This is a genomic window from Janthinobacterium sp. Mn2066 (genome assembly GCF_049319705.1).
Classification (GTDB): Bacteria; Pseudomonadota; Gammaproteobacteria; order Burkholderiales; family Burkholderiaceae_D; genus Janthinobacterium.
On record NZ_JBMOUF010000005.1, the window covers coordinates 400742 to 414463 of the forward strand.

15 protein-coding genes are annotated in these 13722 nt (G+C 61.8%); 6 read left to right on the forward strand and 9 right to left on the reverse strand.

Annotated elements, in window-relative coordinates; genetic code table 11:
- Nucleotides 1–8: 8 nt before the first annotated feature.
- On the reverse strand, nt 9–1025 hold the full coding sequence (locus ACL9RI_RS12290; RefSeq protein ID WP_422726853.1) for a DNA-binding protein: 1017 nt from the start codon (nt 1023–1025) through the stop codon (nt 9–11).
- 251 nt (nt 1026–1276) lie between these two features.
- On the opposite strand from ACL9RI_RS12290, the gene ACL9RI_RS12295 reads away from it, so the two are divergent.
- Complete coding sequence (locus ACL9RI_RS12295; protein ID WP_422726854.1) at nt 1277–2305, forward strand: site-specific integrase; 1029 nt, start codon at nt 1277–1279, stop codon at nt 2303–2305.
- A gap of 2 nt (nt 2306–2307) precedes the next feature.
- On the opposite strand, the gene ACL9RI_RS12300 is transcribed toward ACL9RI_RS12295, so the two are convergent.
- A complete protein-coding gene (locus ACL9RI_RS12300; protein ID WP_422726855.1) occupies nt 2308–2742 on the reverse strand; it encodes a winged helix-turn-helix transcriptional regulator in 435 nt (144 codons plus the stop codon).
- A gap of 101 nt (nt 2743–2843) precedes the next feature.
- Here ACL9RI_RS12300 and ACL9RI_RS12305 point away from each other — a divergent pair, with 101 nt between their 5' ends.
- Entirely contained in the window at nt 2844–3734 is an 891-nt protein-coding gene (locus ACL9RI_RS12305) for an NmrA/HSCARG family protein (RefSeq protein WP_422726856.1), read from the forward strand.
- Nucleotides 3735–3827: 93 nt separating this feature from the next.
- A complete protein-coding gene (locus tag ACL9RI_RS12310; RefSeq protein ID WP_422726857.1) occupies nt 3828–4970 on the forward strand; it encodes an acyltransferase family protein in 1143 nt (380 codons plus the stop codon).
- On the opposite strand, the gene ACL9RI_RS12315 is transcribed toward ACL9RI_RS12310, so the two are convergent.
- The 4 genes from ACL9RI_RS12315 to ACL9RI_RS12330 form a co-directional block, all read right to left on the reverse strand.
- Complete coding sequence (locus ACL9RI_RS12315) at nt 4957–5379, reverse strand: GNAT family N-acetyltransferase (RefSeq protein WP_422726858.1); 423 nt, start codon at nt 5377–5379, stop codon at nt 4957–4959. The genes ACL9RI_RS12310 and ACL9RI_RS12315 overlap by 14 nt on opposite strands.
- A complete protein-coding gene (locus ACL9RI_RS12320; RefSeq protein ID WP_422726859.1) occupies nt 5380–5823 on the reverse strand; it encodes a PaaI family thioesterase in 444 nt (147 codons plus the stop codon).
- Between the two features lie 75 nt (nt 5824–5898).
- Complete coding sequence (locus tag ACL9RI_RS12325) at nt 5899–6417, reverse strand: MarR family winged helix-turn-helix transcriptional regulator (RefSeq protein WP_422726860.1); 519 nt, start codon at nt 6415–6417, stop codon at nt 5899–5901.
- Nucleotides 6418–6461: 44 nt separating this feature from the next.
- A complete protein-coding gene (locus ACL9RI_RS12330; protein WP_422726861.1) occupies nt 6462–7355 on the reverse strand; it encodes a LysR family transcriptional regulator in 894 nt (297 codons plus the stop codon).
- Nucleotides 7356–7453: 98 nt separating this feature from the next.
- Here ACL9RI_RS12330 and ACL9RI_RS12335 point away from each other — a divergent pair, with 98 nt between their 5' ends.
- Nucleotides 7454–8008 carry a GNAT family N-acetyltransferase gene (locus ACL9RI_RS12335; protein WP_422726862.1) on the forward strand — a complete coding sequence of 185 codons (555 nt, stop codon included), beginning with the start codon at nt 7454–7456 and terminating at the stop codon, nt 8006–8008.
- 119 nt (nt 8009–8127) lie between these two features.
- Nucleotides 8128–9618: an MFS transporter gene (locus ACL9RI_RS12340; RefSeq protein WP_422726863.1), complete on the forward strand. Its 1491-nt coding sequence runs from the start codon at nt 8128–8130 to the stop codon at nt 9616–9618.
- On the opposite strand, the gene ACL9RI_RS12345 is transcribed toward ACL9RI_RS12340, so the two are convergent.
- Together ACL9RI_RS12345 and ACL9RI_RS12350 are read right to left on the reverse strand one after the other, a co-directional pair.
- Nucleotides 9599–10663, reverse strand: a complete 1065-nt coding sequence (locus ACL9RI_RS12345; RefSeq protein WP_422726864.1) for an alpha/beta fold hydrolase — start codon at nt 10661–10663, stop codon at nt 9599–9601. The two genes, ACL9RI_RS12340 and ACL9RI_RS12345, sit on opposite strands and share 20 nt — an antisense overlap.
- Nucleotides 10664–10730: 67 nt before the next feature.
- A complete protein-coding gene (locus ACL9RI_RS12350) occupies nt 10731–11648 on the reverse strand; it encodes a LysR family transcriptional regulator (RefSeq protein ID WP_422726865.1) in 918 nt (305 codons plus the stop codon).
- Nucleotides 11649–11788: 140 nt separating this feature from the next.
- On the opposite strand from ACL9RI_RS12350, the gene ACL9RI_RS12355 reads away from it, so the two are divergent.
- On the forward strand, nt 11789–12571 hold the full coding sequence (locus ACL9RI_RS12355; protein WP_422726866.1) for an SDR family NAD(P)-dependent oxidoreductase: 783 nt from the start codon (nt 11789–11791) through the stop codon (nt 12569–12571).
- A 20-nt stretch (nt 12572–12591) separates the two neighbouring features.
- Here the strand turns inward: ACL9RI_RS12355 and ACL9RI_RS12360 are convergent, their stop codons facing one another.
- Entirely contained in the window at nt 12592–13611 is a 1020-nt protein-coding gene (locus ACL9RI_RS12360) for a GlxA family transcriptional regulator (protein ID WP_422726867.1), read from the reverse strand.
- Nucleotides 13612–13722 lie beyond the last annotated feature (111 nt).

Consider the following 13722-nt stretch of genomic DNA (forward strand, 5'->3'; position numbering starts at 1 on the left):
GGGGCAAGCTAGCGGTCGGTTTTCCTGGCCGCCCGCACTTCGGCTTGCGCCAGCAGCATGGCGTGTTCGCGCAGCAAGGCATCGCGCTCCTGGGCCAGGTCCTGTTCACGCTGTAGTGACTGTTTTGCTTGCTCGGCCTGCATATCGAGCTGCCGGTCTTGCGTCGCCAGCGCTATTTTGGCATCGCCCAGCGCTGACATCGCCGTTTCCAGCTTGGCCAGCAGGGCGTCGGCCGAAGCGGCTGCCTGCAGGTATTGATATTCAAACTGGTCGCGCTCGGGACGCAAGGCCGCCAACGCTTCACGGTCGGCATTGGCGGCGATCGCCATGCGCGCATGCTCGTCCTGCCATTGCGCCAAACGGACATCCTGCTGCACCAGGGTCGCTTGCTGGCCCTGCAGGCGCTGCTGCAACTGGGCGTTTTCCTGTTCCAGCCGGCTTTCGCGCTGCTGCGCCGCCTGGCGTTCTTCGCTGCGCTGGCTGACAGAGGCTTCCTGGTAATGGTCGAATTGCGAGCGCACCTGCGCCAGCTGGCGGTTCAGGGCGGCGATTTCCTCGCCCCGGTCGCTCAAGCGCTGCGTCAAGCCTGCATTATCGCTATGCAGGGTAGCCAGCGTGACGGCGCGGAAATGGTGTTCTTCCTTCAGTTGTTCCAGCGCATGCTGGGTAGCCCGCAATTCCTGGGTAAGGGCGGCCCGGATTTCCGTCAGCTTCAGCCGTTCGCTTTCCGACTTCTTCAATTTCTCCAGCGCCGCATTCAGTTCGCTGCGGTTTTCCTGCATGGCCTGTTCCAGCTGCTGCGCCACATCGCGCTGCTGCTTGTGATACACGCCACGCATGGCTTCCATCAGTTCGGCCGGCAAGCCTGCTTCCGTCTTCGGCGCGCCGGCACTTTGAAACTCTTCCTTCCAGCGCTTCAGCAGCGGGGCGATGGTGCTTTTGCTGCCCGTGCTGCCCAATGCTTCTCGCACATTGTCGACCGTGGGATTGCGTCCATCGGCAGCGACGATTTGGGCTGCTTTCATAACGTCAGAGTACAAAATGCCGGCGCGAGCCATAAAATCACCTATGAGCGAAATTTAGTAACGTATTACATGATACGTAATATTGCATAATATTACGATATAAATTTGATTAAAATTAGAAAATATAAGCTGTGATAAGATAGCTTATCGCGTGTTAGAAGATGGTTTTCAGTGGTATCCTTCGTCTCTGGCGTTACACAAGCCCCATTTCGCCGGTTTTGCCCACGATTTAGCCCACGCCCACCTCGCTTATGCCTGATTTCCCGCTGAAAAAAGCCCGCCCCGCTGCGGCCGCCATCGCCGCCCCTGCCAGCGCCACGTTACAGGGCAGGGGAGACGGCGCCCTGATCACGGCCGAACTGGCAGCCCGCCACCAGGCGTTCCTCGCTGCCGCCACCTCGGACAACACGCGCCGCACCTACCGCTCGGCGATCCGCCACTTTCAAAGCTGGGGCGGAGCCTTGCCTGCGGACGAATCGAGCGTGATCCGCTACCTGCTGGCCTATGCGGAAAGCCTGAACGTGCGCACCCTGGCGCTGCGCCTGACGGCTTTGTCGCAATGGCATGTGGTGCAGGGCTTTATCGACCCGGCTTCCACGCCCACCGTGCGCAAGACCTTGGCCGGCATCGCTCGCCTGCACGGCAAGCCGAAAAAGAAGGCCAAGGCCTTGCCCTTGGAGGATCTGGAACACATCGTGACCCAGTTGCATGCGCTGGGCAGCCTGAAAGCGCTGCGCGACAGCGCCTTGCTGCAACTGGGATTTTTTGGCGGCTTTCGCCGCAGCGAACTGGTGGCCTTGACGGTGGCTGACGTGGACTGGGAGGCGCAAGGCCTGGTGATGACCTTGCCCCGTTCAAAGACCGATCAGCTGGGGCAGGGCATCGTCAAGGCGATACCGTTTGGGGAAGGTGTCTGCTGCCCGGCCACCGCGCTGCGCAACTGGCTGGCCGCTGCCGATATTGCGGCCGGGCCGCTGCTGCGCACGGTGAACCAGTGGGGGCAAGTCAGTGCAAAAGGGCTGCACGCGAGCAGCATCAATACGATACTGGAAGGCTGCGCCAGGCTGGCGGGACTCGATTACGTGCCGGAACTGTCGAGCCACAGCCTGCGGCGCGGCATGGCCACCAGCGCGCATCGCGCCGGCGCCGATTTCCAGTCCATCAAGCGCCAGGGCGGCTGGCGCCACGATGGCACGGTGCATGGCTATATCGAGGAAGCGGGCCGCTTTGACGACAATGCGGCCGGCAGCTTGCTGAAGGCCAGGCGCAAGCCGGCCTGACGTCACGGCGCCGGGTTGGCGTCCAGCCGCGCATCGTAGGCCACGCGCGCCTCTTCGATGGCGGGCCAGTGCGTGCGTATCCAGCCCGTAAATCCTTCCAGCGCCGGCAGCATGCTCTTGCCCATGGCCGTCAATTCATATTCGACCCGGGGCGGCACCTCGGGATAATAATGGCGCAGCGCCAGTCCGTCGCGCTCCAGGTGGCGCAGGGTCAAGGTCAGCATGCGCTGCGAAATGCCGTCGATGCCACCCTTCAATTCGGAAAAGCGCAAGCGGTTGCCGGGCGCCATGGCCAGCAGCGACATCGCCAGCATGGTCCATTTGTCACCCAGGCGCGTCAGTACCGAATGCGGCGCGCACGGCTGCAAGATGGGCGCGTCGCCATTCCATGTGTTGCGGCGCTTGACGGGAGGGGAAGGCGGGTCAGGTCGATTCAAAGGTTCTCTCCAGGTAACTGAAGCACAAAATAGTGCCGTCTTCCCCATTATATTCCATGGGTATATATTCGTAACTCCTGCAACTTTACGAATTGAATTCCATGAATCATCACGACAAAACCATCCTGGTGCTGGGCGCCACAGGCCAGCAAGGCGGCTCGGTAGCCAGCGCCCTGAAAGAGAAGGGCTGGCAAGTGCGCGCGCTGGTGCGCGACCCCGGCAGTGCCGCCGCGCAAGTCCTGGCGCAAGCGGGCATCGTGCTGGTGGCCGGCGACATGGGCGACACGGACGCGTTGCACACGGCCATGGCTGGCGTGCATGGCGTCTTCAGCGTCCAGCCCAGCTCCGGCGGCAATGGCGTGCTCGATGCCGACGAGGTGCGCTTCGGCAAGGCGGTCGCCGATGCGGCCGTGGCTGCCGGCGTGCAGCACCTCGTGTACACCTCGGGCGGCGGCGCGTCGGCCGAAACGACCATCCCCCATTTCGCCACCAAATGGCAGATCGAGCAATATATCCGCAGCTTGCCGGTCGCCAGCACCATCGTGCGCCCGGCGGCTTTCATGGAAATCCTGCTGGTGCCCGGTTTTGGCCTGGGTCCCGGACAACTGCGCTTTTTCATGCAGCCCGGGCAGGCCATGCAATTCATGGCCGTCTCGGATATCGGCCAGATCGTGGCCCGCATCTTTGCCGACCCGGCCACTTTTACGGGCCGCAGTTTCGATATCGCCAGCGATGCCGTGACCGGCACGCAACTGGCGGCCAAGCTGGGCGCGGCGGCCGGCGTGCCGGTGACTTACCAGCGCTTCCCGGACGAAGTGCTGCGCCACAGCGAGTTGCTGCGCATGCTGATAGCGGCCAGCGACGAGGGGCAGCTCGATGGCCAGGCCGACCTGCCCATGCTGCGGCAGCTGTATCCGGGCTTGAGCAGCTTTGATCGCTGGCTGGAGCAGGCCGCCAACCGGGCGGCGATACGGGCGCGTTTGACGGCCTGATAGCGCAAGCCAGGTACCGTATTGACAATATGCGACATCAGTCACATACTGGTGCCTTCTGTCACATACGGTACTGCCAGCGCGCTTCTATTTATGACCATTCCAACACCGCGCAATGCGCGCATCGATTTTTTGCGCGGCGTGGCCATCGCCTGCGTGCTGGTCCTGCATTTCACCCTGGCCTTTGGCCTGCTGAAAAGTCCGTTGGGCGATCTGCTGGGGCCAGCCGCCATCAAGGCCATCGCGTTCAATGGCAATTATGGCGTGACCATCTTTTTCGTGATTTCGGGTTATCTGATTACCAGTGGCATCCTGACGCGCTGGGGCAGCCTGGGTGCGATCGATGCGTCCAGCTTTTATTGGATGCGTGCCGCCCGCATCCTGCCCAGCCTGCTGCTCGCGCTGGCCATCATCGTGTTGCTGGGCGTATTGAACGTGCCGTTTTTCAATAATGGCGACGCCAGGCCGCCGTTGCCAGCCAGCTATTTCGGCATCGCCGTACTCTCCATCTTGACTTTCTGGCATAACGCGCTGATGCAGTCGGCCGGGTACTTCAATTACTGCCTGAATGTGTACTGGTCGCTATCGGTCGAGGAAATGTTTTACCTGGCCTTGCCGCTGCTGTGCCTGGTTTTGCGCCGCACCTGGCTAATTGCTACCGTCTGCGTGGCCGCCATCGTGGCGGGGCCATATTATCGGGGACTGCATGCCGACAATGAAATCTACTTCATGTATGGTTATTTCGCCTGTTTCGATGCGATTGCGATCGGCTGCCTGACGGCATTATGGGCGCCACGACTGGCCTTGTCGGCGCGCGCAAAGCGGGTCTTGCGTGTGATCGCGGGTGTTGCTTTGCCCCTTATCTATCTGCGCGGCATTGCCGGCCACGAAATGTTCGGTTTCAGCCTGATCGCGCTGGCCGCCGCCGGCATCCTGCTGGGTTCGCATGGCGAAACGCGACCGGGCTGGACGACTGGGTGGCTGGCGGGCCCGCTGCGCTGGGCCGGGCGCCACAGCTATGAACTGTATCTGTTCCATATTATCGTGCTGGCGGCCATGCGCAACGTCGTGACGAAGGCGGAACTGAGCTACGCCATGCGCTTGCCCTGGCTGTGCCTGTTTATCGCGGTATCTGCCTTTGTTGCGATGCTGGTCAGCCGCCAGGTATCGGAACCGGTCAATGCCGCCTTGCGCGGCTGGTATCGCCGGCGCCAGGCAGCGGTCAGAGTGGCTTGATAAAGGCAATCCGTTCGTGGGCAGGATCGCCAAACTGCTCCACGGTGCGGATCTGGTAGCCATTTTTGATCAAGAGGCGCAGCATGGATGGGTAGCGGTTCATCGATTTCACGCTGAGCGCGCGAAATCCCCGTTCTCTGGCGCAGTTTTCCTGAAACGCCAGCAATTGCTGCGCCAGTCCCGTCTGGCGATAGGCGGGCAGTACGCCGCCCAGCCAGCTGTACAACTCGGTGTCGCTGACGGGATAGGCTATCTTGAAGCCAGCCAATAGACCATCCAGCTCGGCGACCAGGATCAGCGCGCCTTCAGGCAGCCGGGCCTGCATGTCGTGCAGCGAGCGGGGGCGGTCGAATTCCGGGATGCCCAGCATCAGCTGATGGGCTTCTTCCACAGTGCCTGTTCGTATCATTTAGGCAGACGCCGGGCGGATAATCATGCAGGTGGCCGTCGCGTGCGCAAACACCTTGCCCGCTTCGTCGCGGATGTATCCCTCGGAAATGACCAGGTTGCGGCCCGCATTGATCACTTTACCTTCCGAAAACACGGCCTTGTTGAAGGGCAGGGGACGGCACATCTTGATGCTCAGGTCGGTGGTGGCGTAGGTTTCGCCGGCACCCAATACCGTGTGCGTGGCGCAACCCGTGACCGAGTCGAGGATGGTGGCGGCAAAACCGCCATGCACGCCGCCCATGGCGTTGGTATGGGTTTCGTTGGCCGTGGCCGTGAATAACACGCGGCCGTGCTCGGCTTCCACGCAATCCATCGGCATGGTGGTGGTGATCGCCGGTCCAGGCAGCTTGCCTTGTGCGAAGGCCTGCATCAATTGCAAGCCGGTCATGTCTTTCAAATGCATTGCTACTCCTGTCAAGTATAAAAACGCGATAAATTGAATGAAACTAGCCCCAAAGCAAGTGCCGGGGTCGGACCCTCAGGGTCCGATCCCGGCCGTGGTACTTGGGTTGGATTGATCTTGCGCAAACTTTAATTTCCCGGCATGGATCAGGAAACGGGCAACGATGGCCAGTTCCTGCTCGCTAAAACCTTGTTTCAATTGGATATTCAAACTGTCGAGCAGCGGCAGGGCGACGGCCAGCACGTCGCGGCCCTTGCTGGACAGGCGCAGCGAACCGGCGCGCGCATCATGGCGGGACTGGCCGCGCACGATGAGCTCGTTTTCTTCCATGCGCGCCACCAGGCCCGTGACAGCCGAATTTTTCAGCTGCAGCGCCCGCCCCAGGTCCTTTAATTGACAGCCTTCCTCGCCCTTCAGGGCAAACAGGGCGACGATTTGAGTGCCGGAATAACCGAGTTCGTTGCTGAACACGGCATCGGCCGAACGGAACAGGTTCTGGCGCGCCAGGGTCAGCAGGTTGAACAGGCGCGGCGAGCGCTCGCCCAGCGGGCAGGCGTCGACGGGACTGGAAAGGGGATCGGTATTATTACGCATGCGAAGTATATTACTACGCTTGCGTAATAAATGCATGTATCAAATCAAGGGTTTTTATCGTGCCGTGGCCCATCTTGCAGCAACTCCGCCAGCCGGCTGGTCAGCCACAGGCTGGTTTCGCTGAGTTTCTTGCCGTGGATGGACAAGCGCCGCACGGGCAGGCGCGACAGGGCCAGCGCGGGGCAGGGTACTTCCTGCAGATAGCCCTTGTAGTTGTCGTAGTTGGCTATGTTCAGGGGCAAGATGGCCCAGCCCAGCTCGTCGGCCACCATTTCCGCAATCGAATAAAAGCTGTCGGAATACCAGACGGCGGGACTGTAGGCGTTTTCGCGGTTCAGCTCGGAATCCATGATCAGCTGGCGATAGCGCGTCAACTCGCTGCGCGTCACTTCCTGTCCATGCGCCATGGCATGCCCCTTGGCCACGAACACGCCCTGCGCCACGCTGCCGATATGCTGCTGTTCCAGCACCGGCGAAATCGGGCCCCGGTCGAAGTGGAAGGCCACGTCGGCTTGCTGCTGTTCCACATATAAAGCCACTTCGGACGCGGTGGCGTTCAGCATCACCAGTTCCAGCGCCGGGTAGCGCGCCGCCAATTCTTTCACCAGGGTACTGATAGCCAGGTAGGGCAGGGCTTCATCCAGGGCCAGGGTCAGCCGCGCTTCGGGCGCCACGCTCAGCAATTGGGCGCGCAGTTGCAGCCGCTCGGCCTGGCGCAGCAATTCGCACGCTTCCAGGTGCATCACCTTGCCTGCTTCCGTCAGCACGGCGCTGCGCCGCGAACGGTCGAACAGTTCCAGGCCGAATTCCGCTTCCAGCAAGCCGATGGCCGTGCTGACCACCGATTGCGCGCGCCCCAGACGCCGCGCCGCACCTGAAAATGAACCGGCTGCGACGGCCGCTTCAAAGTAGCGCATTTGTTCCAGAGTCCATTGCATGGCGTGCTCCCATCTGATTTACAGATGGATTTTAACTTGAAGCACAGTCCAGCGCGACATAAACTGAGGACACTTAGTTCAATCACACGAGATTTGCCATGAATAAGACTCAAGCCATCACGACTCAAGCCATCACCTTCAACTGGTGCCACGACGCCACCCAGGAAGACGCCCTGTGCGCCCTGTACCTGAATAATGTCAGCCCCGACTACATTTCCCATTCCGAATTGCAAGGCCCGCGCGCCGATGCCCCCGGCAACTGGCGCGCCGACTTGCCGGACGTGATACGCAGCGAGATCCGCGCCGCGCTGTCGCACGACTGGGAACATGGCGATTCGACCTTGCTGGCCGTGGCGCAGGATGGCGAGCGCATCATCGGCATGGCGCTGGTCTCCATCGATACGCGCCAGCGCGCCTCGAAATCGTTTGCCGCCTTGGACGATATCGTACTGCACCCGGATGCGCGCGGCAGCGGCGCCGGCACGGCGCTGGTCGAATGGGTGGCAAGCGAATTGCGCAGCCATGGCATCGCCCGTTTATTCCTCGAATGCGGCGCGCACAATCTGAACGCACAGCAATTTTTCCAGGGCCGTGGTTTCCAGCAAGTGTCCGTCGTCATGCTGCGCGAACTCGATGGAGGTCGCCGTGCTTGACGACCTGCCGCGACGTACGCCGCACGCCCTGTATCCCCATACCAAGAATTTGCGCGGCAAAAACCTGCGCAACAAGGCTTTTACGCACACCGATAGTTGTTAATTGAAATGAGTTGTCTATGCATCCCATCCAAAAGTGGCTGACCTTGGCCATCGTCTCCAGCGCCCTGTTCCTCATCGTGGTCGACATGACCGTGCTCTACACGGCGCTTCCCGGACTGACCCGCGAATTGCAGGCCAGCGCCTCGCAAAAGCTGTGGATCATCAATATCTATTCCCTGGTCGTCTGCGGCTTGCTGCCCGGTTTCGGCACGCTCGGTGACCGCCTCGGCCATAAACCCGTTTTCCTGGCCGGCCTGGCCGTGTTTGGGGCCGCTTCGCTGTGCGCCGCGTTTTCGCCCTCACCAGCCTGGCTGATCGTGGCCCGCGTGCTGCTGGCCGTCGGCGCCGCGCTGATGATGCCGGCCACCTTGTCCATCATCCGGCTGACTTTCAGCGACCGCCGCGAGCGCTCGTTCGCCATCGGCGTGTGGGCAGCCATCGCCTCGGGCGGCGCCGCCTTCGGCCCCGTGCTGGGCGGTTTCCTGCTCGAACATTTCTGGTGGGGTTCCGTGTTCCTGATCAACGTGCCGATCGTGCTGCTGACCGTGGTGCTGGCCGCCTGGATCTTGCCCAGGCGGGCCGGCAACCGCGACAAACCCTGGGATTTGGCGGGTTCATTGCAAATCATGATGGGCCTGCTCGGTGGCGTGTACGCCATCAAGGAACTGGGCAAATCCTCGCCGTCCTACCTGATCGCCACAGCCGCGCTGGCCGTGGGCGCCGTGTTTACCATCGCTTTCGTGCGTCGCCAGAACCGGCAAGCCAAGCCGCTGATCGATTTTGACTTGTTCCGCGCACTGCCGTTCTCCAGCGCGGTGGCCGCCGCCATGGTCGCCTCGGCCGCCCTGATCGGCATGGAACTGGCGCTGAGCCAGCATTTGCAGCTGGTGCGTGAATTGTCGCCGCTGGAAGCAGGCCTGCTGCTGTTGCCACTGCCGCTGGCGTCCGTCTTTGCCGGCCCCATCACCGGTTTCATGCTGCCACGGGCCGACAAGGCGATGGTCTTGTGGGGCTCCTTGCTGCTGTCAGGCATCGGCATGGCCGCCTATTTGTTGCTGCACAATGCCGCCGTCCCGGCGCAAGTGGCCAGCCTGGTGGTGCTGGGCCTGGGCCTGGGCGCCGTCATGACGGCTGCGTCCAACGCCGTGATGCTGAATGTGGCGCCGCAGCAGGCGGGCATGGCCGCCTCGATCGAGGAAGTGTCGTATGAACTGGGCGCCGTGATCGGCGTGACGGTGCTGGGCACCATCCTGTCGGCCGTCTACAGCGCCACCCTGGTGATCCCGGAAAGCGCCGGCTTGCTGCCGAACGCCCACGATACCCTGGACGCGGCATTGATGGCTGCCGAACACTTGCCGGCCGAACTCGGCTTGCAAGTGTCGGAACTGGCCCGCTCGGCGTTCGACCAGGCGTTTATCGTGGTGCTGGCCACCGCTTCCGGCATCCTGATGGTGGCGGCGATGGCGATCCGTTACTTGAATATCCGGGCTAATGTAGCAAGGGCGTAACTTGTTCGCGTAACACGCGCCACTGCGCATCGAGCACGGCCTGGTTCGGGTCGTGCCCGGCGCGTTTCACCAGCACAAAACCTTTCTGCGGCGCCTGGATGCTGTCGAAATAGCTGCGCGCGATGGCCGGCGAGCTGAGCAAATCTTCCTCGCCCATTATCATGTACACGGGCAAGCCGAAGCTTGTGCCCAGCGCAGGCAAGTCCACCCTGGAAAACATGCCGTCGCCTTGCCAGCCCATGAATTGAATGTAGGAATAATCGTCGCCCGCCTCGGCATCGCTCAGCGCTTGCGGCGTGGCATACAGGGCAGCCGGCTGCCACCAGGCTTTCGGCGGCGCCTCCGTCACCTGCGCTTCATACTTGCGGTCGAACCGGCGCAAGATGCCGAAATTGCGGGGATCGCGCCATGGAGGACTCCCCAGCGCCGCCAGTTTTTCCACCGTCGCGATATCGTTGGCCGCTTGCGCCAGCGCCAGGACCTGGCGGTACATGGAGCCCAGGTTTGCCTGCGCATTGACCACCTGCGCCGTGCCGATATAGACATGGAACAGGTCCGGCCGCGCCCTGGCCATATACACGCCGAGGATCGAACCCCAGGAACTGCCCATCAAAATAACTTTTTGCTGCCCCAGATGCTGTTGCAGATATGTCGCCACGGCAATCCCGTCATCGCGCATCTGCTGCAAGCTCAAGGGCACATCGTCCGCCGGCCGGTTCTTGCTGTACGTCATGCCCGCGCCGCGCTGGTCCCACTGCACCAGCGTGTAGTGCTGTTCCCAGCCTGCATAAATGGTATCGGCAAACGGACTGAGCGGATTGCCGGGACCGCCATGCAAGAACAGGATCACCGGATTGCCGCAGCGCGCACCGTTGATCGTGATCCATTGCTCGATGCCATTGATGGGGACATAAGCCTGTTCGCGGATGGCAGCATCGGCCTTGGCGCAAGGCGGTGCAGGGGAGGCCGGCGCCGCCTGGGCCAGGCCAAAACACGATAAAACGATTAACGCCAGCAAGATCAGGACAGGACCGAGTTTGCGCATGGGGGCTTTCATGGTGACAGGCCCATGAAGATAGGGTATCAAATGGTGATTGTCAATAATGAAATACTCAGCCTGGATTTTCTGGCGTGGCGTTGTCGCCAGCGCACAGGAAATCGATCAAGGCGCGCAGGGCGGCCGGCATCTGGCGCCGGCTGGGATAGTACAAATGAAAGCCGGCAAATGGCGGGCACCAGTCGTCGAGTACACGCACCAGCCTGCCAGCAGCCAGATGCCCGGTGACGGTACTTTCCAGCGCTGAAGCCAGGCCCACGCCTGCCAATGCCGCATCGAGCATCAGTCCGGGCGTGCCCAGCACCATGGGGCCGCCAACCTGTATTTCCAGTGCCTGGCCATCCCTGGCAAATTGCCAGCGGCACAAGGCGCCGCCCGCCACCAGGCGGTAGCCGATACAACGGTGTGCCTGCAGGTCATGCGGTGTGCGCGGTGCTGCATGTTGCGCAAAATAAGCCGGTGTACCAACGATGGCCAAGCGCTGCTTGCCGCTGACGGGCACGGTTGTCATGTCCAGTTCCACGCTGTCGCCCAGGCGCATGCCGGCATCGTAGCCTTCGCGCACGATATCGACCAAACCGTCGTTGATGGCAACTTCAAGCACGATATCGGGGTAGGCGGCGTGAAATTGCCCAAGCCGCGGCGCCAATATCATTTGCGCCGCCAGCAAAGGCAGGTTCAGGCGCACGGTGCCGCGTGGCCGCTCGCGAAACGCATTCACGCCATCGATGGCCGTGGCGATACTGCTGAATGCGGGGGCGATTTGCGCCAGCAAGGCCGTGCCCGCATCTGTCAGCGACACCGAGCGCGTCGTGCGTTGCAACAGGCGTACGTCCAGCCGCTGCTCCAGTGCGCGCAAAGAATGGCTGAGGGTGGATGGTGTCAAATTCAGGCGCGCTGCCGCACGCCGGAAGCTGCCTTCTTCTGCAATGGCAATAAAAGCTGACAGTTCGGCAAATTCATGGGGGCGCATAGAGTGACTATACCGCGAATGGCAAGCTTGATTGATGAATCAGGGCCAGCAAGGCCATGGTGAAAGCAGGGCTTATCAGCATGAATCGATGGCCCTACACTGGATTTCTCTGCTTCTCTTTGATAATAGAAAGATTACCCATGCACAGCCATTCTTCTACCGAGCAACGTTTTACCAGCAAAGTCGCCCTCGTCACCGGTGGTGGCAGCGGCATAGGCCGTGCCGCCGCGCTGGCTTATGCACGTCAAGGCGCCAGGGTGGCAGTGGTTGGCCGCAAGCTGGAAAAGTTGCAGGAAACGGTGAATCTGATACGCGATGCTGGCGGCATGGCAATCGCCGTGGTAGCCGATGTGTCTGTTGCGGCTGACGCCGAAGCGATGGTGAATCGCACACTGAGCGCGTTTGACGGTCTCGATATCGTTTTTAACAATGCGGGCACGGAAGGCGCTTTCGCGCCGATCGCCGAATTGACAGAAAACGACTTCGATCATGTGCTCGGCATCAATCTGAAGGGCGTGTGGCTTTCCATCAAGTATGCAGCGCCAGCCATCGTCGAGCATGGTGGTGGCGTCATCGTCAACACCAGTTCGTGGCTGGCGGACACGGCGGTCAGTGGCTCTTCCGCCTATGCCGCCAGCAAGGGGGGCCTGCTGGCCATGACGCGCGCGCTGGCGGTGGAACTGGGGCCGCTGGGCATACGGATCAACAGTATCTTGCCCGGGATTATCGCTACACCCATGTTCGCGCGCCTGGGGGGCAACGATGCGCTGGCCGATACCTTTGCCGCCGCCACGCCACTGCGCCGGGTAGGCCAGCCGGCGGACGTGGGCGACGTGGCTGTCTGGTTGTCGAGCGATGAGGCACGCTTTGTGACGGGGCAAAACCTGCTGGTCGATGGCGGTTATACGGTTGTGGGGATCTAAAGCCAGACGGCTGCGCAGGCTCAGGCTTGACCGGCATGGCCCGCCATGCGTCGTATGCTTTGCGGCGGATGGCCGGTCACGCGGATGAAGGCGCGCCGCATCCGTTCAGGATCGGCAAAGCCGGAGGTGCGGGCAATGATTTCAATCGGTTCAGCGCTGCGTTCCACCTTCAGCCGCGCCACTTCCACGCGCAGCCGCTCGACCGCCTTCGCCGGCGTTTCGCCCGTCTCCAGCAGGAAGGAACGGCCGAACTGACGCGGACTCAGGCAGGCGACGGCTGCAAGATGCTCCGTCGACAGCTCTTGCCGCAGATGTTCCCGCATATAAATCAGCACTTGCCGGATGCGGTCCGACTCGGGTTCCATGGCCGCCATGGCGGAGAACTGCGACTGATTGCCGGGCCGGCGGTGATACACCACCAGCATCTGCGCGGTGTCGCGCGCGGTATCGCTGCCCAGGTCATCCTCGATCATGGCCAGCGCCAGGTCGATGCCGGAGGTCACGCCGGCGGAAGTCCAGATACCCTGGTCGCGGGTAAATATGCGGTCTCCTTCCACCTTGATCCTGGGATATTGGCGTTGCAGGCGAGCGACATATTTCCAATGCGTCGTTGCCCGCCGGCCATCGAGCAAGCCGGCTGCCGCCAGCAGGAAGGCGCCGGTGCAGACGCTGGCGATGCGGCGGCTGCCGCGCATGGCGGCGATGTTCAACTGGTCGGAGATGGCGGGAAGGATGGCCGGATCGGACGACATCGAGCCCCCCACCACCAGCAGCGTGTCATAGGGCTGGGTCCGGACCTGGCGGGTCACGATTTCCAGTCCGGACGAACTGCAGATGGCGCCGCCTGCGAGCGACACCACCTCGCACCGGTAGCGGCAGCCGCCGTGGATCGTCGCCGCCACCTCGAACGCCGCCAATGGCCCGCTCAGGTCCTGTATCTGGAAGCCGGGGTACACCAGGAATGCAATCTCGCGTGCGTTGCCGGCGGCGCTACCCTGGGGCGGGGAAGCGGGTTCCTTGAGTTCGTCTATGGTATTCATGGGGCCATGATGCAACAAAATGGCAGTGGCGGCAATGACATATTTCCCTCAAAAAACGTCATGGCAGGCATGTGCCAGTCGATGACCAGAAACGAGGGAACTACGTCCTTT